This window comes from Vibrio sp. 10N.222.49.A3 (assembly GCF_041475145.1).
GTDB lineage: Bacteria > Pseudomonadota > Gammaproteobacteria > Enterobacterales > Vibrionaceae > Vibrio > Vibrio tasmaniensis_A.
The window spans coordinates 28,952-49,543 of sequence record NZ_JBFRVM010000022.1 but is presented as its reverse complement, the minus strand read 5'-3'; the positions used below and the strand labels follow the sequence as shown (position 1 = coordinate 49,543).

21 protein-coding genes are annotated in these 20,592 nt (G+C 44.6%); 19 read left to right on the top strand and 2 right to left on the bottom strand.

Going from position 1 to position 20,592, the window contains the following annotated elements; genetic code table 11:
* Positions 1-40: 40 nt before the first annotated feature.
* Entirely contained in the window at positions 41-484 is a 444-nt protein-coding gene (locus AB4589_RS03890; protein WP_372099419.1) for a CBS domain-containing protein, read from the bottom strand.
* A 334-nt stretch (positions 485-818) separates the two neighbouring features.
* Between AB4589_RS03890 and queA the strand changes: the two genes are divergently transcribed.
* From queA to secF, 5 genes are all read left to right on the top strand, one after another.
* The gene (gene queA / locus AB4589_RS03885; protein WP_371695567.1) at positions 819-1,871 is read left to right on the top strand and encodes a tRNA preQ1(34) S-adenosylmethionine ribosyltransferase-isomerase QueA; all 1,053 of its coding nucleotides are present in this window, start codon (positions 819-821) and stop codon (positions 1,869-1,871) included.
* Positions 1,872-2,065: 194 nt separating this feature from the next.
* The gene (tgt, locus tag AB4589_RS03880) at positions 2,066-3,202 is read left to right on the top strand and encodes a tRNA guanosine(34) transglycosylase Tgt (protein WP_009848280.1); all 1,137 of its coding nucleotides are present in this window, start codon (positions 2,066-2,068) and stop codon (positions 3,200-3,202) included.
* Positions 3,203-3,312: 110 nt separating this feature from the next.
* The gene (yajC, locus tag AB4589_RS03875; RefSeq protein WP_009848281.1) at positions 3,313-3,642 is read left to right on the top strand and encodes a preprotein translocase subunit YajC; all 330 of its coding nucleotides are present in this window, start codon (positions 3,313-3,315) and stop codon (positions 3,640-3,642) included.
* 20 nt (positions 3,643-3,662) lie between these two features.
* Positions 3,663-5,519: a protein translocase subunit SecD gene (secD, locus tag AB4589_RS03870; RefSeq protein WP_009848282.1), complete on the top strand. Its 1,857-nt coding sequence runs from the start codon at positions 3,663-3,665 to the stop codon at positions 5,517-5,519.
* A gap of 14 nt (positions 5,520-5,533) precedes the next feature.
* Entirely contained in the window at positions 5,534-6,481 is a 948-nt protein-coding gene (gene secF / locus AB4589_RS03865) for a protein translocase subunit SecF (protein WP_012603308.1), read from the top strand.
* A 361-nt stretch (positions 6,482-6,842) separates the two neighbouring features.
* Here the strand turns inward: secF and suhB are convergent, their stop codons facing one another.
* Positions 6,843-7,646 carry an inositol-1-monophosphatase gene (gene suhB, locus AB4589_RS03860; protein WP_009848284.1) on the bottom strand — a complete coding sequence of 268 codons (804 nt, stop codon included), beginning with the start codon at positions 7,644-7,646 and terminating at the stop codon, positions 6,843-6,845.
* A gap of 181 nt (positions 7,647-7,827) precedes the next feature.
* Here suhB and trmJ point away from each other — a divergent pair, with 181 nt between their 5' ends.
* The 14 genes from trmJ to ispG all read left to right on the top strand — a co-directional run bounded on the left by trmJ (position 7,828) and on the right by ispG (position 20,527).
* Positions 7,828-8,556 (top strand): tRNA (cytosine(32)/uridine(32)-2'-O)-methyltransferase TrmJ, encoded by a 729-nt coding sequence (gene trmJ, locus AB4589_RS03855; protein WP_004735091.1) that lies wholly within the window; start codon positions 7,828-7,830, stop codon positions 8,554-8,556.
* 116 nt (positions 8,557-8,672) lie between these two features.
* Positions 8,673-9,194 carry a Fe-S cluster assembly transcriptional regulator IscR gene (gene iscR / locus AB4589_RS03850; RefSeq protein WP_012603310.1) on the top strand — a complete coding sequence of 174 codons (522 nt, stop codon included), beginning with the start codon at positions 8,673-8,675 and terminating at the stop codon, positions 9,192-9,194.
* 27 nt (positions 9,195-9,221) lie between these two features.
* Entirely contained in the window at positions 9,222-10,436 is a 1,215-nt protein-coding gene (locus tag AB4589_RS03845) for an IscS subfamily cysteine desulfurase (protein WP_009848287.1), read from the top strand.
* Positions 10,437-10,469: 33 nt separating this feature from the next.
* Entirely contained in the window at positions 10,470-10,847 is a 378-nt protein-coding gene (gene iscU, locus AB4589_RS03840; protein WP_004735094.1) for a Fe-S cluster assembly scaffold IscU, read from the top strand.
* A gap of 101 nt (positions 10,848-10,948) precedes the next feature.
* A complete protein-coding gene (iscA, locus tag AB4589_RS03835; protein WP_004735095.1) occupies positions 10,949-11,272 on the top strand; it encodes an iron-sulfur cluster assembly protein IscA in 324 nt (107 codons plus the stop codon).
* An 80-nt stretch (positions 11,273-11,352) separates the two neighbouring features.
* Positions 11,353-11,868, top strand: coding sequence for a co-chaperone HscB (gene hscB, locus AB4589_RS03830; protein WP_009848288.1), 516 nt, complete (start codon positions 11,353-11,355; stop codon positions 11,866-11,868).
* A gap of 22 nt (positions 11,869-11,890) precedes the next feature.
* Positions 11,891-13,741, top strand: coding sequence for a Fe-S protein assembly chaperone HscA (hscA, locus tag AB4589_RS03825; RefSeq protein WP_135385417.1), 1,851 nt, complete (start codon positions 11,891-11,893; stop codon positions 13,739-13,741).
* A gap of 20 nt (positions 13,742-13,761) precedes the next feature.
* Positions 13,762-14,100, top strand: a complete 339-nt coding sequence (fdx, locus tag AB4589_RS03820; protein ID WP_017098073.1) for an ISC system 2Fe-2S type ferredoxin — start codon at positions 13,762-13,764, stop codon at positions 14,098-14,100.
* A 92-nt stretch (positions 14,101-14,192) separates the two neighbouring features.
* Positions 14,193-14,393, top strand: coding sequence for a Fe-S cluster assembly protein IscX (iscX, locus tag AB4589_RS03815; RefSeq protein ID WP_004735099.1), 201 nt, complete (start codon positions 14,193-14,195; stop codon positions 14,391-14,393).
* Positions 14,394-14,598: 205 nt separating this feature from the next.
* On the top strand, positions 14,599-15,894 hold the full coding sequence (gene pepB, locus AB4589_RS03810) for an aminopeptidase PepB (protein ID WP_372099416.1): 1,296 nt from the start codon (positions 14,599-14,601) through the stop codon (positions 15,892-15,894).
* 106 nt (positions 15,895-16,000) lie between these two features.
* A complete protein-coding gene (gene ndk, locus AB4589_RS03805) occupies positions 16,001-16,435 on the top strand; it encodes a nucleoside-diphosphate kinase (RefSeq protein WP_004735101.1) in 435 nt (144 codons plus the stop codon).
* A gap of 422 nt (positions 16,436-16,857) precedes the next feature.
* A complete protein-coding gene (locus tag AB4589_RS03800) occupies positions 16,858-18,000 on the top strand; it encodes a bifunctional tRNA (adenosine(37)-C2)-methyltransferase TrmG/ribosomal RNA large subunit methyltransferase RlmN (RefSeq protein WP_009848292.1) in 1,143 nt (380 codons plus the stop codon).
* Between the two features lie 441 nt (positions 18,001-18,441).
* Complete coding sequence (gene rodZ, locus AB4589_RS03795) at positions 18,442-19,398, top strand: cytoskeleton protein RodZ (RefSeq protein ID WP_017099587.1); 957 nt, start codon at positions 18,442-18,444, stop codon at positions 19,396-19,398.
* Positions 19,399-19,405: 7 nt separating this feature from the next.
* A complete protein-coding gene (gene ispG, locus AB4589_RS03790) occupies positions 19,406-20,527 on the top strand; it encodes a flavodoxin-dependent (E)-4-hydroxy-3-methylbut-2-enyl-diphosphate synthase (protein ID WP_371710202.1) in 1,122 nt (373 codons plus the stop codon).
* Positions 20,528-20,592: the final 65 nt, after the last annotated feature.

The following is a 20,592-nucleotide window of genomic DNA, read 5'->3' as shown; positions in this document are numbered from 1 at the left end:
TTCAAAGGCTCTAAGGATTATCGTGAGTAATACAAACGGACTAACTTTCGACCTCTTCCGGTTCCGCTTCTTCTTGTAGCTCTAGCAGGTTAATGGCTATCGTAACGAAATCGCTGTCTGTAATGATGCCCACGAGTTCGTGGTTTTCTACGACAGGTAAACAGCCCACTTTGTGTTTCTGCATATAGATAGCCGATTCTTTTAACCCAGCACGCGGCTCTACTGACATAACACTTTTGTGCATGATGTCGTTGAGGGGAGTAGCGAGAGTAAAAGATTGAGCTTGTGGGATGTTTTGTAGGCTGGATTCTTGAGCGGCAAGAACGTCTCGCTGTGTGACGACGCCAAGTAGTTGTCTGTCGGCATCAACAACCGGAATATGGCGGATATCAAGCGCTTTCATCATGTGCTTTGCATCGGCCAGTGAGTGTGAGCGCAATAGGGTATGAGGGTTGCGAGTCATCATATCTTCAACCTTGATCATACGGACCTCCTTCTTTTTTATTTGTTGCTATTACTATAGTTTTTTATCCAAAAAATAACTGAGATCTAACGCATTTTTGGGTGAGTTTCATGCAACTAATTTTGTTTTTTTATGAGGGGGAATGGTCGTATTATTTTACGACTCTTTACAATAATCCAATGCTGTAAACCTTGCTATTGCGGCTCGTGTGCCTATACTAGCCCACTGCGAAATTTTTAGTCATGTTTACGATGTGTTTCTGGTAACGATTTACTTACCGAAACGATTGTTCGGCAACTTCGACTTATTATTCGTCAACGGCATAAATATCATCAACTAAGACAAGACTCGACACATGCAAGTTTCAGATTTTCACTTTGACCTACCAGATGAACTCATTGCTCGCTACCCTCAAGAGGAGCGCACAGCAAGCCGCCTACTTAAATTAGATGGCAATAATGGCAACCTAGCTGATGGTTCGTTTAAAGACGTTTTAGACTTGGTTGAGCCAGGTGATCTTGTTATTTTTAATAACACTCGCGTGATTCCTGCTCGTGTATTCGGTCGCAAGGCATCAGGCGGTAAGCTTGAAGTGTTGGTTGAACGTATGCTGGATGAGAAAAGCATTCTTGCGCATGTTCGTTGTTCTAAATCACCGAAACCGGGTACCAAATTGTTCCTTGGTGAGAACGATGAGTATGAAGCTGAAATGGTGGCACGTCATGATGCGTTATTTGAAATCCATTTCACATCCGATCAAAGCGTTTTAGAGATTCTTAACAGTGTTGGTCACATGCCACTGCCTCCTTACATCGATCGTCCAGATGAAGACGCCGATAAAGAGCGCTACCAAACTGTCTATAATGAAAAGCCGGGTGCAGTTGCTGCGCCAACAGCAGGCCTTCACTTTGATGACAAGCTAATGGCTGACATGAAAGAAAAAGGTGTTGAGTTTGCTTACGTGACGCTTCACGTTGGTGCTGGTACGTTCCAGCCAGTAAAAGTCGATAATATCAATGACCACCACATGCATGCTGAGTACGTTGAAGTACCGCAAGAAGTGGTGGATGCCGTAGCTGCTGCAAAAGCACGTGGCGGGCGTATTATTGCCGTTGGTACAACCTCTGTGCGTTCACTAGAAAGTGCGGCTCAAGATGCATTGAAAAATGGCACTGAGTTAGTTCCTTTCTTTGGTGACACAGAAATCTTCATCTTCCCTGGTTATGAATATCAGCTGGTGGATTGCTTGATTACCAACTTCCACTTACCAGAATCAACGCTGATTATGTTGGTGAGTGCATTTGCTGGCTACGACAATGTGATGGGCGCATACGATCACGCAGTGAAGAGCGAATACCGTTTCTTCAGCTACGGTGATGCGATGTTCATCAATAAGAAAACGAGCTAATTTTAGCTGGTTATAAACGATATAAGCAGAATTTACGGGTGCTAGCAGTAAGCTAGGAGTCGGGCAGGGTGTCTGTCTAATCTCTCGCAAGGAATACGCGACCGCTCCTCATAGAACCCACTAGACTGAACTTTTGTTTGGCCTAAGGTTCTGAATTAACAGTCAGATTGTTTCTCTGGCATATTGGAGGCTTCGTGAAATTAAAATACGAACTTAAAAAAACTAATAGCGGCGCACGTCGTGGTCAACTTCAGTTTGAACGCGGTACCGTTGAAACCCCAGCATTCATGCCTGTAGGTACTTACGGTACGGTTAAAGGCATGACACCTGAAGAAGTAAAAGACACAGGTGCTGAAATCCTATTAGGTAATACATTCCACCTATGGCTACGTCCTGGTCAAGAAATCATGAAACTGCACGGTGATTTGCACGATTTCATGAACTGGAAAGGTCCTATCTTGACTGATTCAGGTGGCTTCCAAGTATTCAGCCTAGGCGCAACGCGTAAAATCACTGAAGAAGGTGTTCATTTCCGTAACCCTGTAAACGGTGACAAGATCTTCATGGACGCTGAGAAGTCGATGGAAATCCAAAAGGATCTAGGCTCAGACATCGTAATGATCTTTGACGAATGTACGCCTTACCCTGCGACGCATAAAGAAGCTAAAGACTCGATGGAGATGTCTCTTCGTTGGGCTCAGCGTTCACGCGATCACTTTGATAAGCAAGAAAACCCGAACTCATTGTTCGGTATTGTACAAGGTGGCGTATACGAAGACCTTCGTGATGTATCCGTTAAAGGCCTAACAGAAATTGGCTTTGACGGTTACGCAGTAGGTGGTCTAGCAGTAGGTGAACCAAAAGAAGATATGCACCGCATTCTTGAGCACACATGTCCTCAACTGCCTGAAGATAAGCCTCGTTACCTAATGGGTGTAGGCAAACCTGAAGACTTGGTTGAAGGTGTTCGTCGCGGTATCGATATGTTTGACTGTGTTATGCCAACGCGAAATGCACGTAATGGCCACCTGTTTGTAACGGAAGGTGTGATCAAGATCCGTAATGCGAAGCATAAAACCGATACAACACCACTAGATTCAGATTGTGACTGTTACACTTGTAAGAACTACAGCAAGTCGTACTTACACCATTTGGATCGTTGTAACGAAATCCTAGGTGCTCGACTGAACACGATTCACAACCTGCGTTTCTACCAACGAGTAATGTCAGACATTCGTCAGTCTATCGATGAAGACCGCTTTGAAGAGTTCGTTGCAGAGTTCTACGCAAGAATGGGGCGTGAAGTGCCACCACTAGGTAAAGAATCTTAGTATTTCTTTTTTGCGAGCCCTATCTCTCTTCCGAGTGATGGGGCTTGAAAATAAAGGGATACGACCCAATTAGACAAACAATTACGAAAATATAATAGAGGATGTTTTAAATGTTTATTTCTCAAGCTCACGCAGCAGCAGAAGGTGCACCAGCAGGCGGCGGTTTCGAAATGCTTATCATGCTAGGTATGTTCGCTGTGATCTTCTACTTCATGATCTACCGTCCACAAGCTAAGCGTGTTAAAGAGCACAAGAGCCTTATGTCTTCTATGGGCAAAGGTGATGAAGTTCTTACAAGCGGCGGCCTAATCGGCAAGATCACTAAGATTGCTGAAGACAGCGACTACGTTGCTATCGAACTGAACGCAAACAACGAAGTCGTTATCAAGAAAGACTTCGTTACAGCAGTGCTACCAAAAGGTACTCTGAAATCACTATAAACAGCTAGAGGATCCTCGCTGTGCTAAACCGTTATCCGTTATGGAAGTATTTGATGGTGATGTTTGCCATCGCTATCGCTGCGTTGTACGCACTTCCAAATATATACGGTGAAGATCCGGCAGTTCAAGTTACAGGGGCGCGTGGCGCCTCTGTAGATCTGTCTACGCTGGATGCTGTCACCAATGCTCTTGAAGCAGAAAACCTTTCTACTAAATCCGTTGCTCTCGAAAACGGTTCCATTCTTGTTCGATTTAACGATACAGATACGCAAATCAGTGCCCGTGATATCATCACAGAAGCACTCGGTGATGACGTTATCGTAGCTTTAAACCTAGCGGCTTCAACTCCTGATTGGCTTGAATCTATTGGTGCTGCACCAATGAAACTGGGTCTTGATCTACGTGGTGGTGTTCACTTCTTAATGGAAGTGGATATGGACGCTGCGATGCAAAAACTGGTTGGCCAACAAGAAGAAGCGTTCCGCAGTGAACTTCGTGAAGAGAAAATCCGCTACCGTGCTATTCGCCCATCGGGTAAAGATGCGGTTGAAGTGATTCTGCGTAACGAAGAGCAGCTTGCTGAAGCGAAATCGCTTCTGCAATCTAAGCACCAAGATATGACGTTCGTAGATTCAGAATCTAACGGTCGTTTCTCTTTGATTGCTAACTTCACTGAAACTCGTCTTCAAGAAATCCGCAATTATGCGGTAGAGCAAAACATTACTATTCTACGTAACCGTGTTAACGAACTTGGTGTTGCTGAGCCTTTGGTTCAACGTCAAGGTGCTAGCCGTATCGTAGTGGAATTGCCAGGTGTTCAAGACACGGCTCGTGCTAAAGAAATTTTAGGCGCAACCGCGACTCTTGAATTCCGTGAAGTGGACAGCAGTGCCGATTTGGCCGCTGCAGCTTCTGGCCGTGCTCCTGCTGGTAGTGAAATTAAGCAAGACCGTGATGGTCGTCCTGTAGTACTTAAGAAACGCGTTATCTTAGGCGGTTCTAGCATTACAGATGCAAGCTCAAGTGTTGATGAATATGGTCGCCCACAAGTTAACATCTCGCTAGACAGCGAAGGTGGTAGCAAGATGTCTACATTCTCTCGTCAAAATATCGGTAAGCTAATGGCAACCGTATTTGCAGAGTATAAAGACAGCGGTCGTAAAACACCTGAAGGCCGAGTGATCCTAAGCAAGCACGAAGAAGTGATTAACCAAGCGACGATTCAATCTGCGCTTGGCCGTAACTTCCGTATTACAGGTATCGACTCAACGGCTGAAGCTCATAACTTGGCACTTCTACTACGTGCAGGTGCATTGATTGCGCCTATCTCGATTGTAGAAGAACGTACGATTGGTCCATCTATGGGTCAACAAAACATCGATATGGGTATCATGGCGATGGTTTGGGGTATGGCTGCAGTAATGCTGTTTACACTGCTTTACTACCGTACTTTCGGTTTGATTGCGAACGTCGCTCTGATGGCTAACTTAGTGTTGATTATTGGTGTGATGTCGATGATTCCTGGCGCGACAATGACGCTACCAGGCATTGCCGGTATCGTATTGACGGTCGGTATGGCAGTCGATGCCAACGTTCTTATCTTTGAGCGTATACGTGAAGAACTTCGAGATGGACGTAGTCCACAACAAGCGATTCACCAAGGTTATGCAAACGCATTTAGTACAATCGCCGATGCCAACATCACCACACTACTAACAGCAATCATTCTATTTGCTGTCGGTACAGGTGCGATTAAAGGCTTCGCGGTAACGTTATCAATTGGTATCTTGACTTCAATGTTTACAGCTATTATCGGAACACGTTGTATCGTGAACCTGATGTATGGCGGCAAACGCGTTAAGAAACTGTCGATCTAAGGCTAGGAATTAATATGTTTCAGATTCTAAAAGCAGACAAAATGATCGACTTCATGCGTTGGTCAAAGGTTGCCTTTTTATTCTCAATCTTGATGATTGGTACTGCTATCTTCACCCTAACAACGAAATCGTTGAACTGGGGTCTAGATTTTACTGGTGGTACCCTGATTGAAGTGGGTTTTGAGGAGCCAGCAAATCTGCCTGACATTCGAAGCGCACTAGAAGCTGAAGGCTTTGGTGATGCTACGGTACAGAACTTTGGTTCTGCGCGTGAGGTAATGGTTCGTCTACGTCCACGTGATGGTGTTGCGGGCGAAACGCTTGGTAACCAAATCCTGTCTGCAATTAAAGATGGTACTGGTGAGCAAGTTGAGATGCGTCGTATCGAGTTCGTTGGTCCTAACGTAGGTGACGAATTAACAGAAGCTGGTGGCCTTGCTATCCTTGTTTCTCTGATCTGTATCTTGATCTACGTATCCGTACGATTTGAATGGCGATTAGCTGCAGGTGCTGTATTAGCCCTAGCGCACGACGTTATCATCACACTAGGTGTGTTCTCTCTAATGCAAATTGAGGTCGACCTTACCATCGTAGCAGCCTTGCTAACGGTAGTCGGTTACTCCCTCAACGATACCATAGTGGTATTTGACCGTATTCGTGAGAACTTCCGTAAGATGCGTAAAGGCGAGGCACCTGAAGTGCTGAACAGCTCAATCACACAAACATTGAGCCGTACATTGATCACTTCTGGTACCACGTTATTCGTAGTTATCGCACTGTTCGTTCAGGGCGGCGCTATGATTCACGGCTTTGCGACTGCACTTCTACTGGGTATTACCGTTGGTACTTACTCTTCTATCTACGTTGCATCTGCACTAGCTATGAAGTTGGGTATTACGCGTGAACACCTAATGCCACCACAAGTGGACAAAGAAGGTGAAGAGTTTGACGAAATGCCTTAGGCCGCGGCTTAACAACTTTCGCTAAACCAAAAAAACCGCTGGGCAACTAGCGGTTTTTTTATGTCTGTATATTGTGGGTTAGCTTTTGTATCCGATTGCACATTGCCGTATTTGCCAATACCAATACCAATACCAATACCAATACCAATACCAAGTGCCAAAGTAGCTAAGTCACTATCTAGTGGCGATCTAAATACAGCTTACAGAGCAGTGATTTGTGTTCACTGTAACTAACCGACATTTTGGTCGTATCTCGTATCTCGTATCTCGTATCTCGTATCGCGGATACAAAAAAGCCCCGCATAGCGAGGCTTTGAAAATCTTCTGCTCTTAGCTAAAGAGCATTAACGCAAGGTCTGAATTACTTCAGCATACCTTCGTTAGAGTTCTCACGAACGTGCTTAAGAATAGACTTAACACCACGCGCGCTTGAAGCAACAACATTACCAGACGTCATGTAATCAGTGCCGCCAGCAAAGTCAGTCATGATAGCACCAGCTTCACGAGCGATTAGATCGCCAGCTGCTAGATCCCATGGCTTAAGGCCTAGTTCTAGGTAACCGTCAACACGGCCAGCTGCTAGGTAACATAGGTCAAGAGCTGGAGAACCAGTACGACGGAAATCAGCACAATCAACGAATAGACCAGAGATGATCTTCATGAAAGATTCAGAGTGTTGTTTTTGCTTGAATGGGAAACCAGTCGCTAGAACAGTACCTTGAAGGTCTTTTAGTTGAGTAACACGCATACGAGCGTTGTTAAGTTGAGCGCCAGCGCCACGTTGAGCTGTGAATAGCTCGTTTAGCATTGGGTCATAAACACAAGCAACTTCTGTACGACCGTTCATGCGAACAGCGATAGATACAGAGAAGTGAGGGAAACCTTTTACAAAGTTGTTGGTGCCATCTAGTGGGTCAACGATCCATTGTACGTCAGAATCTTTACCTTCAGTTAGGCCTGACTCTTCAGAAATAATGCTGTGCTCTGGGTAAGATGATTTGATTGTCTCAATGATCATGTACTCAGCTTCTTGAGCAATGTTAGTAACGTAATCGTTGTTACCTTTTAGAGACGATTCGATCTTATCAGTTGTTTCTAGAGATTTAGCAATATGGTTGCCAGCTTTACGCGCAGCGCGTATCGCAATGTTTAGCATTGGATGCATATGGTTTTTCCCACAAGATGTTAAAGAACAGTTTAAAGCGGCGGCGAGTATACCAAAGTTTCCCCAAAAGGGAAGTGGTTATTTTTTGAACTCTTGATTTCACATTCCGAGAAGGGTCTGACCATTTTACTTAGCTATGTGTTAATATCTCGCGATTATTTTTAAAGTGGTGTCATATAGCATGTTAGACAATGTAAAAGTCGTTCTGGTTGGTACGTCTCATTCGGGAAATATCGGATCAGCAGCTCGCGCAATGAAAGTGATGGGTTTGAGTCAGTTAGTTCTTGTAGACCCTCAATGTGAAGTTGACGAGCAGACCTTAGCACTGGCTGCGGGTGCAGGTGACATCGCGGAAAACGCGACCATCGTTTCTACACTGGATGAAGCAGTAAAAGACTGTGGTTTGGTGGTTGGTTCGAGTGCACGCTCTCGTACGCTTGAATGGCCAATGCTTGAGCCGCGTGAATGTGGACAAAAATTTGCAGTTGAAGGTCAAAAGCACCCTGTAGCGTTAGTGTTTGGCCGTGAGCGCACTGGCTTAACCAATGATGAGCTTCAGAAGTGTCATTTCCATGTATGTATTCCTGCAAACCCAGAATACAGCTCACTAAACCTAGCAATGGCAGTACAGACTCTTAGCTATGAAGTGCGTGTAGCACACCTTGATATGGTGGCGAGCCAGTACCAGCCGCAGCAACAAGATGAGTACCCTCGTCACGAAGAACTAGAAATGTTCTATGAGCACCTTGAAAAAGTGATCATTGATACCCAATTTATCTCTAAGGATAAGCCGGGTCAGGTGATGAATAAGCTACGTCGTTTGTTCAGTCGAGCTCGTCCAGAGCTGCAAGAGATCAACACTCTACGCGGCATTTTGACTTCAATTGAGAAGAGTAAAAACGACAAATAAAGCCCATGCAAACTCTAAGGGTGAATACCTGACTAAAATAGTCAACTAAATACTTGACCAATTTAGTCGGGTATGGGAAAATTCCAACCACATAAACAATGTGGATACGGTGTGATATGAAACTTACATCTAAAGGAAGATATGCGGTAACAGCTATGCTAGATGTAGCACTGCATTCGCAAAAAAGCCCAGTTCCTCTGGCTGATATTTCAGAGCGACAAGGCATCTCGTTATCTTACTTAGAACAACTTTTTTCTAAGTTACGTAAAGCTGGCTTGGTTGCTAGTGTTCGTGGTCCTGGCGGTGGTTACCGTTTAGGTGCTGAAGCGAGCGACATCGCTGTCGGAACTGTAATTGCTGCAGTTGACGAATCAGTCGATGCAACTAAGTGTCACGGTCGAGCAGATTGCCAAGGTGGTACTCGTTGTTTAACTCACACTTTATGGCGTGATTTAAGCTCCCGAATCAGCAGCTTCTTAAACGACATTACGCTCGGTGAGCTAATGAAAGATAACGAAGTTTTAGAAATTTCTGATCGTCAAGATATCGATCTTGCGGTTAATAATGGTTTTGCACATAAAAATACGAGCACTACAACGATTAGTGCAGCACCTCACGGTGTTAATGCCCGCTCTTAGCGGTCAGTTTTTACATTGGAGTAGAAAATGAAACTGCCTATTTACTTTGACTATTCAGCTACATGCCCAGTCGATCCACGTGTTGCTGAAAAAATGGTTCAGTGCATGACGATGGACGGTAACTTCGGTAACCCTGCATCTCGTTCACACCGTTACGGCTGGCAGGCAGAAGAATCAGTAGATAATGCTCGTGAGCAAATTGCCGATCTACTAAATGCAGACCCACGTGAGATTGTTTTCACGTCAGGTGCTACAGAGTCAGATAACCTTGCTATCAAAGGTGCTGCGCACTTTTACGAGAAGAAAGGTAAGCACGTAATCACGTGCAAAACAGAACACAAAGCGGTTCTTGATCCATGTCGCCAATTAGAGCGTGAAGGCTTTGAGGTTACATACCTTGAGCCAGAAGCAAACGGCATCATTGATCTAGACAAGCTACAAGCTGCAATGCGTGAAGATACTGTTCTAGTTTCTATCATGCACGTAAACAACGAGATTGGTGTAATCCAAGATATCGGTGCAATCGGCGAATTATGTCGTGCACGCAAGATCATCTTCCACGTTGATGCGGCGCAGTCTGCGGGTAAAATCCCACTAGACGTAAAAGAGATGAAAGTTGATCTTATCTCTATGTCTGCACACAAAGCATACGGCCCTAAAGGCATCGGTGCTTTGTACGTTCGTCGTAAGCCACGTATTCGCCTTGAAGCGCAAATGCACGGTGGCGGTCATGAACGTGGTTTCCGTTCTGGTACGCTTGCTACTCACCAAATCGTGGGTATGGGCGAAGCGTTTGCTATCGCTAAGCAAGACATGCAGAAAGATTACGATCACGCACTAGCACTTCGTGAGCGCCTATTGAAAGGTGTTCAAGATCTAGAAGCAGTAACCGTAAACGGCGACTTAGACCAACGTGTACCACACAACCTAAACGTGAGCTTTGCTTTCGTTGAAGGTGAATCTCTGCTTATGTCTTTAAAAGACCTAGCGGTATCATCAGGTTCTGCATGTACATCAGCAAGCCTAGAGCCTTCATACGTTCTACGTGCTCTTGGTCTGAACGATGAACTGGCACACAGCTCAGTACGTTTCTCATTCGGCCGTTTCACAACGGAAGAAGAAATCGACTACGCGATTGCACAAATCCGTGTAGCGGTAAACAAATTACGCGACATGTCTCCTCTATGGGATATGTATAAAGAAGGGATTGATTTGAACACTGTTGAGTGGGCTCATCACTAATCTCACGGAAATAGAGGATTCGAGGTAACTATCATGGCATATAGCGAAAAAGTAATTGATCACTACGAAAACCCACGTAATGTAGGTTCGTTTGATAAAGAAGACCCAAGTGTAGGTAGCGGCATGGTTGGCGCACCGGCTTGTGGTGATGTAATGAAACTGCAAATCAAAGTATCTGCAGAAGGTATTATTGAAGACGCAAAATTCAAGACTTACGGTTGCGGTAGCGCAATCGCTTCTAGCTCACTAGTAACTGAGTGGGTTAAAGGTAAAAGTATTGATGAAGCAGCTGCTATTAAAAACTCTGAAATCGCAGAAGAGCTTGAGTTGCCACCAGTGAAAGTTCACTGTTCAATTCTTGCTGAAGATGCAATCAAAGCAGCTGTTGCGGATTACAAAAAGAAGCACTAATCGCTTCAATAACGTAATTACGTCGACAAAAAAGTAATATTTGGGAGCATCCTTTGTGCTCCCCCTGAGTTCTCAATTTATATAAAACACAAGGTTGTAGTATGGCCATCACCATGACAGATACGGCAGCAAGCCGAGTTCAAGCTTTCCTAGATAACCGTGGTAAAGGTCTCGGGTTACGCTTAGCAGTAAAAACTACTGGCTGTTCGGGTATGGCGTATGTACTGGAATTCGTTGACGAGCTTAACGAAGAAGACGAAGTGTTTGAGCATTCAGGTGTTAAGGTCATCATTGATCCAAAGAGCCTAGTATACCTTGATGGTACTGAGCTTGATTATGTAAAAGAAGGCCTAAACGAAGGTTTTGAATTCAACAACCCGAACGCGAAAGGCGAATGTGGTTGTGGTGAGAGCTTCAATGTTTAAACGCTTGAATCGTTAAGCGTTGTAAGCGAAGAATAAAATTAGGCTCTGAACAAAGAGCCTAAACTTAGGACCACCTTTACATGAATCATTTCGAATTATTTGGGCTACCACTTCAGTTTCAACTGGATGGTAGCCTTCTTTCTTCTCAGTTTAGAGATCTGCAACGCCAATTCCATCCTGATAAATTTGCGATAGCTTCTGAGCGTGACCGCTTATTAGCCGTGCAAAAAGCGGCACAAATCAACGATGCGTACCAGGTATTGAAGAATCCAATCAGCCGAGCAGAATACCTGCTAGTTCAACACGGTGAAGACATTCGTGGCGAACAACAAACCATGCAAGATCCGATGTTCCTGATGGAGCAAATGGAACTGCGTGAAGAGCTGGAAGATATCGCAGACAGTTCTGATCCCGAAGATGCGCTATTTGCATTTGAAGGCAAGGTTAGCAAAATGTATAAACAACAATTAAGCGCTATCCAACAAGAACTCGAAAGCGAAGCTTGGCTAGAAGCTGCAGACCGAGTAAGAAAGCTTAAGTTTATTGCAAAATTAAAGAATGAAATCGAATTAGTTGAAGATCGTTTGATCGGCTAGTTTGTATAACAAGGACACATCCATGGCACTACTTCAGATTGCAGAACCAGGGCAAAGCGCCGCTCCTCACCAGCACAAGCTTGCTGTGGGTATTGATTTAGGTACAACAAACTCGTTGGTTGCTGCAGTACGCAGTGGCGAGGCAAGTACACTCGTTGATCAACAAGGTCGAAGCATTTTACCTTCAGTTGTTCACTATACGTCAGAGTCGTACACCACTGGCGATGAAGCTCGTGCTAACGCGCAGACTGACCCTAAAAATACCATTATCTCAGTTAAGCGATTAATCGGTCGTTCACTGTCAGATATTCAACAGCGATACCCGTCTCTGCCATATCAGTTTGAAGAAAGTGATAATGGTTTACCTGTGATCCGTACAGAACAAGGCAACAAAAACCCAATCCAGGTTTCTGCTGATATTCTACGAGCGCTTGGCCAACGTGCTGAGTCTACGCTAGGCGGTGAGTTATCTGGCGCCGTAATTACGGTTCCTGCGTATTTTGATGATGCACAGCGTGCTGGTACTAAAGACGCGGCTCAACTTGCTGGTCTTCACGTGTTGCGTCTTCTTAATGAACCTACTGCGGCAGCGATTGCTTACGGTCTGGATTCAGGTAAAGAAGGGGTGATTGCGGTTTATGACCTTGGCGGTGGCACGTTTGATATCTCTATCTTACGCCTGTCTAAAGGTGTTTTTGAAGTATTAGCAACGGGTGGCGACTCTGCATTAGGCGGAGACGACTTTGACCACTTGATCGCAGAGCACTTCCAAGAGCAAATGGGCTTATCAGAGCTAACCGCAGAACAGAATCGTATTCTTCTAGATGCAGCAACAGAAGCGAAGATTGGCTTATCTGAAGCTGAAAGCGTTAATGTTGAAGTGTTGGGTTGGGCTGGTTCATTAACTCGTGAAGAGTTTGAAGACATCATTAAGCCGCTTGTTAAGAAAACACTGCTTTCATGTCGTCGTGCATTGAAAGATGCTGAAGTTGACGCGGATGATGTTCTAGAAGTCGTGATGGTCGGCGGTTCAACTCGTACGTTACTTGTACGTGAAATGGTCGGTGACTTTTTTGGTCGTACGCCATTAACCAGCATTAACCCAGATGAAGTGGTTGCGATTGGTGCTTCTATCCAAGCGGATATCTTAGTCGGTAACAAGCCTGACTCTGAAATGCTGCTGCTTGATGTTATTCCTCTTTCCCTAGGTATCGAAACGATGGGTGGCTTGGTCGAAAAGATCATTCCACGCAATACCACTATCCCTGTTGCTCGCGCACAAGAATTTACCACGTTCAAAGACGGTCAAACTGCAATGACAGTGCACACCGTGCAAGGCGAACGTGAGATGGTTGATGACTGTCGTTCATTGGCTCGTTTTGCTCTAAAAGGTATTCCACCAATGGCGGCTGGTGCGGCGCATATTCGTGTGACTTACCAAGTAGACGCTGATGGCCTGCTATCGGTTACTGCTATGGAGAAGAGCACAGGTGTTCAAGCTGAAATTCAGGTTAAACCGTCTTACGGCTTAAGCGATAATGAAGTGGCGAGCATGCTGAAAGATTCGATGACGTTTGCTAAAGAAGACATGCAAGCGCGTGCTCTAGCTGAGCAACGTGTAGAAGCAGATCGTGTTATCGAAGGCCTTATTGCAGCAATGCAAGCTGATGGCGATGAGCTGCTTGATGAGCAAGAAAAGCAGCACCTTCTACAAGCTATTGAAGCACTGATTGAAGTGCGCAATGGCGAAAGCGCTGATGCCATCGAACTAGAAATTAAGAATACCGACAAAGCGAGCCAAGACTTTGCTTCTCGTCGTATGGATAAATCAATTCGAGCTGCACTGTCAGGTCAGTCAGTCGATAATATTTAATAGTTAGAGAATAGATAAACATGCCAAAGATTATTGTTTTACCTCACGAAGATCTATGTCCAGAAGGCGCTGTTTTAGAAGCAAAAACTGGTGAGACGGTTCTTGATGTTGCATTGAAGGCCGGTATTGGTATTGAACACGCATGTGAGAAGTCGTGTGCATGTACTACATGTCACGTCGTGATTCGTGAAGGTTTCGACTCTTTAGAAGAGAGTGATGACCTAGAAGACGACATGCTAGATAAAGCATGGGGTTTAGAGATGGAATCTCGCCTTGGTTGCCAAGCTAAAGTAGCTGATTCGGATCTTGTTGTAGAGATTCCAAAGTACACGTTGAACTTAGCTTCTGAAGAGCATTAAGAAATAAGCTCGACTAAAACTGTTAGTAAAGCTGGCATAGAATATAAGTCACTAAGATGACAAATCGTCGCTGATAAAGATAAGGAAATGTTATGAGTTTGAAATGGATTGATTCGCGAGATATTGCGATTGAACTATGTGATTTATACCCAGATACCGATCCTAAAACAGTACGCTTCACGGACTTGCATCAATGGGTGCTAGATCTTGAAGATTTTGATGATGAGCCGAATCACTCGAATGAGAAAATTCTAGAGGCCATTATATTGTGCTGGATGGATGAGATGGATTAATCCTCTTGTCTAATCACTTGGTCGCGGGTTGGTTCAGTCCAATGTAAAACGCAGCCAAGTTAACAATTCTTACTAAAAAAAGCGGACCTTATGGTCCGTTTTTTTATCAAAATGACATTTTCCTCCTACATAATGCTAACATCAGTGCGCTAATAAAAAACAATCAGAATCACATACTCAAAGTGGTTCATGACAAGGAGAAATCATGTCTACACAGATGTCAGTATTTTTAAGTCAAGAAGCTGCCCAGCCTCAGTGGGGAGCAAGAGCTATTTTATCGTTCTCAGAAGCGGGAGCGACAATTCACATTGGTGAAGGCCACGATCTAGGCGCGGTTCAACGTGCGGGTCGTACGCTTGACGGACAAGGTATCGCATTGGTTGCACTTAGCGGTAAAGGCTGGGATCTAGAAAGCGTTTGGGCTTTTTACCAAGGCTACCGTGGACCAAAGAAAAAAAATGCATTGGAGTGGGATGCTCTAGCTGAAGCTGATCAAGTTGAATTGGAAGCACGTATCCGCGCGACAGATTGGACTCGTGACATCATCAACAAAACGGCTGAAGAAGTTGCCCCTCGTCAATTAGCGACAATGGCAGCTGAATACATCAAGTCAGTGGCACCAGCAGGCACTGTTAAAGCAAAAATCGTTAAAGACAAAGATCTCCTAACTGAAGGTTGGGAAGGCATCTACGCGGTAGGTCGCGGCTCTGAACGTACTTCTGCAATGCTTCAACTGGACTTCAACCCTACCGGCGATGAAAACGCACCCGTGTTTGCTTGTCTTGTGGGTAAAGGTATCACTTTCGACTCAGGCGGTTACAGCATCAAGCCAGGTCAATTCATGACAGCAATGAAGGCTGACATGGGTGGCGCAGCGACTATTACGGGTGGTTTAGGTCTAGCGATTGAACGTGGCCTGAACAAGCGCATCAAGCTTATCTTATGTTGTGCAGAGAATATGATCTCTGGTCGTGCATTGAAGCTTGGCGACATCGTTACTTACAAAAATGGTAAGACTGTCGAGATCATGAATACCGATGCGGAAGGTCGTTTAGTTTTAGCTGATGGCCTGATGTTCGCAAGCGCTCAGAATCCAGAGTTGATCATCGACTGTGCAACGCTAACAGGCGCGGCTAAAAATGCATTAGGTAACGACTACCACGCATTATTGAGCTTTGATGATGAGTTGTCTCATCAAGCACTAACGGCTGCGAACCAAGAGAAAGAAGGTCTATGGCCATTGCCTCTTGCTGATTTCCACCGTGGTATGTTGCCTTCAAACTTTGCTGATCTTTCAAACATCAGCTCTGGTGATTACACACCGGGTGCAAGTACAGCTGCTGCGTTCCTTTCTTACTTTGTAGATGACTACAAAAAAGGTTGGATTCACATGGATTGCGCGGGTACTTACCGTAAGTCATCAAGTGATAAGTGGGCTGCAGGCGCGACCGGTATGGGTGTTCGTACACTGGCTCGTCTTCTTATCGACCAAGCAAAATAATAATAAGAGTGAGCGGTATTTCGATACCGCTTATTCATAAACTCAGATCGAATGATCTTAGTAATTTCAGTATTTAATAACAAAAAAATGAAGTGAAGGAATCCCTATGGCTCTAGAAAGAACGTTCTCAATTGTTAAGCCGGATGCAGTTAAGCGTAACCTTGTCGGTGAAATCTACCACCGCATTGAAAAAGCTGGCCTACAGATTATTGCCGCTAAAATGGTTTCTCTTACAGAAGCGCAAGCAAGTGGCTTCTATGCAGAACATGAAGGTAAAGAGTTCTTTGGACCACTAAAAGAGTTCATGACTTCTGGTCCTATCATGGTTCAAGTACTTGAAGGCGAAAATGCGATCGCTCGTTACCGTGAACTAATGGGTAAAACTAACCCAGAAGAAGCTGCATGCGGCACTATCCGTGCTGACTACGCAATCAGCATGCGTTACAACTCAGTACACGGCAGTGATAGCCCTGAATCTGCGGCTCGCGAAATCGAATTCTTCTTCCCAGAATCTGAAATTTGCCCGCGTCCAGCTGAATAAGCAGACAACAGCAAGTCTCAATAAAGGCTTCACTTCGGTGAAGCCTTTTTCATTTCTGGTGAGTTCTCGTGTCATTCCTGAGAGTGAAGAAGGAGCATATCAGGAGTCTGAGTTTACTATTGGAGATTCCAGATACCTCGTTCCTCGGTTCTGGAATGACGAACAAGTCGCGTTAGTAGGAGGTCGGAGAGGGTGCGAGTATTAGGTGGTTAAAGCCCGTCATTCCCGAAAGCGACGGAGGAGCGTAATCGGGAATCTCTCTTTGAATTGGCCGAACTTAAGCAGGTAAATTTGACTGTGTAAATTTTAATCACTTAAGTTTGAATGTCTTAGTAAACACAAGGTTTTACAGTGCTTGTTGAAGTTGCGTAAAGGCTGTACAATTCGCGCCCTTAATTATTGTTCCGTCATTGAGAGGCATCATGACCACAGCTAAAGTCAATCTACTCGATTTTGATCGTAAAGGTCTTCGTAAATTTTTCACAGAAGAACTGAATGAGAAAGCGTTTCGAGCAGAGCAAGTGATGAAGTGGATTTATCACTTCGGTGTCGATGACTTCGAACAAATGAACAACATCAACAAAAAGTTACGTGAGAAACTGCTGCATCGCTGTGAGATTGTTGCACCTATCGTTTCTGAAGCTCAGCACTCTGCGGATGGCACCATTAAATGGGCGATGAGCGTTGGTGACCAAGACGTTGAGACTGTATACATCCCAGATGGTGACCGTGCGACGCTATGTGTTTCTTCGCAAGTAGGCTGCGCGCTTGAATGTAAATTCTGCTCTACAGCTCAACAAGGCTTCAACCGTAACCTGAAAGTTTCAGAGATCGTTGGTCAAATCTGGCGTGCAGCACGTGAAATCGGTTTAGAGAAAGAAACGGGTCGTCGTCCAATTACTAACGTCGTAATGATGGGTATGGGTGAACCTCTATTGAACATGAAGAACCTAATTCCATCATTGGAGCTGATGCTTGATGATCTGGGTTTCTCACTGTCTAAGCGTCGTGTAACAGTATCAACATCTGGTGTTGTTTCTGGTCTTGATCAGATGACAGACAACATCGATGTCGCTCTGGCGATTTCTCTACACGCACCAAACGATGCACTACGTAGCCAAATCATGCCAATCAACGACCGTTGGGATATCCAAGATTTCCTAGCATCGGTTCGTCGCTACATTGCATCTTCAAATGCTAACCGCGGCAAAGTAACGGTTGAGTACGTTCTGTTGGATCATGTAAATGATGATATGGACCACGCTCGTGAACTTGCTGAGTTAATGAAAGATACGCCTTGTAAGATCAACTTGATTCCATTTAACCCTTATCCGGGTTCGCCTTATAAGAAGCCAAGCAACTCTCGTATTGATCGCTTCCAAAAAACGCTGATGGAATACAACTACACAGTTACGGTTCGTAAAACTCGTGGTGATGATATTGATGCCGCATGTGGTCAGCTGGTTGGTGATGTTATTGATAGAACCAAGCGTACTAAAATGCTGAAAGCCGCCTCTGAAGCTAACTTGATCGCAGGTGATGTGATTCAAGTAAAAGCGGTTTAAATACCATTTAGATCTAAACAAGCCAGAAGGATTCCTTCTGGCTTGTTGCTTTTCTGGAAGGTGAATTTCCAATAATTGGATTTTTTCCCCACGCTTTCTTACATTTTTCGTCAAATTTTGGACAAAACCATGAGCTGACGGTAAATTTTGTTTAAAGTGTTTTTGCCTTGCAATGGCATTAGCTTATGATTAACTCATCTTAAATTAATTTAAGTGCTCGCTTGTTACCCGATAATCATCAATGTGTCTATTTAGGTTGGCTACTTGATAAACTAGCTTCCTGAGAAGGTCATCCATAGTCAATGGGTGATGTTCGTCTTTAAGGGTTGATGATTTAGATAACAGGAAAAATTCCACATAAAGTGGGTTGTTAGATTGAGCTTAAACGACAATAAAAATGCTCTCATCAACCTGCGATAATACTTTAGAAGTTCACTCTCTATGAACACAGAACACGAAACACAAACAAAAGAAACTGTCGCTCCAGAAATCGAAGCGGGAACGCTGCTTAAAAATAAACGAGAATCTCTTGGTTTAACACAAAAGCAGATTTCTGATCGTTTAAAGCTGCGCGTTACGCTGATCCAACAAATTGAAGAAAACCAATTCGAGTCAGATCAAGTTGCAACCTTTATGCGTGGCTACATTCGTTCATACGCGAAATACGTCAATCTTGACGAAAAGGTCGTATTGAGTGCACTCCATCATGCTGGTGACGCTCAACATCAAGAACAAGAAATGTTGAGCTTTTCTCGTAAGACCAAAACCGAGAAGCACAACAGCCGTATTATGATCCTTACTTGGAGCATTTTTGCGGTAATTGCGGGTATCTCCTCACTGTGGTGGTGGCAGAACCAACAACAAGACACCCTATCTCAATCTTTAGCTAATACTGAAAGCTCAGAAGAGCTAGCTGTAGAAGAATCACTTGCCCCTGAATTCACCTCTTTAGAAGTGATTGAAGCTGAACAAAATGAAGAGGGTACTTCTGTTGTTGAAGGTACTGATGACCTTGCTGCGATAAGCGATGCGGAAGATTCTGTTACATCAACTGACGAAACTACTGCACAGCAAGCAACAGAGACAGAACCAACTGCTGAAGTTGCTGCTAATGCTGTTAATGCAGAAGCTGTTGAAGCAAGCACTGCGCCTGAAGCTGTGATTAACGAGTTAGTGATGCAGTTCTCTGCTGATTGCTGGATCCAAGTGAAAGATGCTTCGGGCAAAACCTTGTCGACTGGCATCAAAAAAGCAGGCCAGTCGTTAAATCTATCAGGAACTGCGCCATATAAAGTGATTCTAGGTGCGCCAGAGGGCGTATCGATGACATTTGCAAGTGAACCTGTCGACCTTTCTGGGTATACTTCAGGCAAAGTAGCTAGAATAACCTTACCTTAGAGTTAATATGCAACACGAATCTCCTATTATTCGTCGCAAATCAACCCGTATTTATGTGGGTGATGTGCCGATCGGTGATGGTGCACTAATTGCTGTGCAATCCATGACTAACACAAGAACAACAGATGTAGCCGCGACCGTTGCTCAAATTAGAGCTCTGGAAAAAGTTGGCGCTGATATCGTTCGCGTATCTGTACCGACTATGGATGCCGCTGAAGCCTTTAAGCTAATCAAGCAGCAGGTCTCTGTTCCTTTGGTTGCTGATATTCACTTCGACTACCGTATCGCACTTAAAGTGGCTGAATACGGCGTTGACTGTCTGCGTATCAACCCAGGTAACATCGGTAACGAAAGCCGCATTCGCTCTGTTGTGGATTGTGCTCGTGATATGAATATCCCGATTCGTATTGGTGTTAACGGCGGTTCTCTTGAAAAAGAGATCCAAGAGAAATACACAGAGCCTACAGCAGAAGCGCTTGTTGAATCTGCAATGCGTCACGTAGACATCCTAGACCGTTTGAACTTTGATCAATTTAAAGTCAGCGTTAAGGCGTCTGATGTATTCCTAGCCGTCGGTTCTTACCGTTTGCTTGCTAAGCAGATTGATCAACCTCTTCACCTTGGCATTACCGAAGCGGGTGGTGCGCGTGCAGGTTCTGTGAAGTCAGCGGTAGGTTTAGGCATGCTTCTCTCTGAAGGTATCGGCGATACGCTGCGTATTTCGCTCGCGGCTGATCCTGTTGAAGAGATCAAAGTTGGCTTTGATATTCTTAAATCTTTGCGCATTCGCTCGCGTGGCATCAACTTCATTGCGTGCCCGAGCTGTTCTCGTCAAGAGTTCGATGTTATTAACACCGTTAATGCCCTTGAAGAGCGCCTAGAAGACGTGATTACTCCAATGGATGTATCTATCATCGGTTGTGTGGTTAACGGCCCTGGTGAAGCTGAAGTGTCTCACTTAGGTCTAGCTGGTAGTGCACGTAAGAGTGCTTTCTACGAAGACGGTAAGCGTCAGAAAGAGCGCTTCGATAACGATGACCTTGTCGACAAACTTGAAGCTAAGATTCGTGCAAAAGCATCAGTGCTTGATAAAGCAAATCGCATTGATGTAGAAAACTTAGAAGATTAATACAACGCGATGGGGTGTGATTGTCTATTCGCACTGATACCTGGTCGTGAGAAATTACGGAATAA

Bases quoted from the DNA above. Each gene is read 5' to 3' on its own strand.
- AB4589_RS03890 (WP_372099419.1), bottom strand. From the start codon at position 484: ATGATCAAGGTTGAAGATATGATGACTCGCAACCCTCATACCCTATTG.
- queA (WP_371695567.1), top strand. From the start codon at position 819: ATGCAAGTTTCAGATTTTCACTTTGACCTACCAGATGAACTCATTGCT.
- yajC (WP_009848281.1), top strand. From the start codon at position 3,313: ATGTTTATTTCTCAAGCTCACGCAGCAGCAGAAGGTGCACCAGCAGGC.
- secF (WP_012603308.1), top strand. From the start codon at position 5,534: ATGTTTCAGATTCTAAAAGCAGACAAAATGATCGACTTCATGCGTTGG.
- suhB (WP_009848284.1), bottom strand. From the start codon at position 7,646: ATGCATCCAATGCTAAACATTGCGATACGCGCTGCGCGTAAAGCTGGC.
- trmJ (WP_004735091.1), top strand. From the start codon at position 7,828: ATGTTAGACAATGTAAAAGTCGTTCTGGTTGGTACGTCTCATTCGGGA.
- iscR (WP_012603310.1), top strand. From the start codon at position 8,673: ATGAAACTTACATCTAAAGGAAGATATGCGGTAACAGCTATGCTAGAT.
- AB4589_RS03845 (WP_009848287.1), top strand. From the start codon at position 9,222: ATGAAACTGCCTATTTACTTTGACTATTCAGCTACATGCCCAGTCGAT.
- iscU (WP_004735094.1), top strand. From the start codon at position 10,470: ATGGCATATAGCGAAAAAGTAATTGATCACTACGAAAACCCACGTAAT.
- iscA (WP_004735095.1), top strand. From the start codon at position 10,949: ATGGCCATCACCATGACAGATACGGCAGCAAGCCGAGTTCAAGCTTTC.
- hscB (WP_009848288.1), top strand. From the start codon at position 11,353: ATGAATCATTTCGAATTATTTGGGCTACCACTTCAGTTTCAACTGGAT.
- hscA (WP_135385417.1), top strand. From the start codon at position 11,891: ATGGCACTACTTCAGATTGCAGAACCAGGGCAAAGCGCCGCTCCTCAC.
- fdx (WP_017098073.1), top strand. From the start codon at position 13,762: ATGCCAAAGATTATTGTTTTACCTCACGAAGATCTATGTCCAGAAGGC.
- iscX (WP_004735099.1), top strand. From the start codon at position 14,193: ATGAGTTTGAAATGGATTGATTCGCGAGATATTGCGATTGAACTATGT.
- pepB (WP_372099416.1), top strand. From the start codon at position 14,599: ATGTCTACACAGATGTCAGTATTTTTAAGTCAAGAAGCTGCCCAGCCT.
- ndk (WP_004735101.1), top strand. From the start codon at position 16,001: ATGGCTCTAGAAAGAACGTTCTCAATTGTTAAGCCGGATGCAGTTAAG.
- AB4589_RS03800 (WP_009848292.1), top strand. From the start codon at position 16,858: ATGACCACAGCTAAAGTCAATCTACTCGATTTTGATCGTAAAGGTCTT.
- rodZ (WP_017099587.1), top strand. From the start codon at position 18,442: ATGAACACAGAACACGAAACACAAACAAAAGAAACTGTCGCTCCAGAA.
- ispG (WP_371710202.1), top strand. From the start codon at position 19,406: ATGCAACACGAATCTCCTATTATTCGTCGCAAATCAACCCGTATTTAT.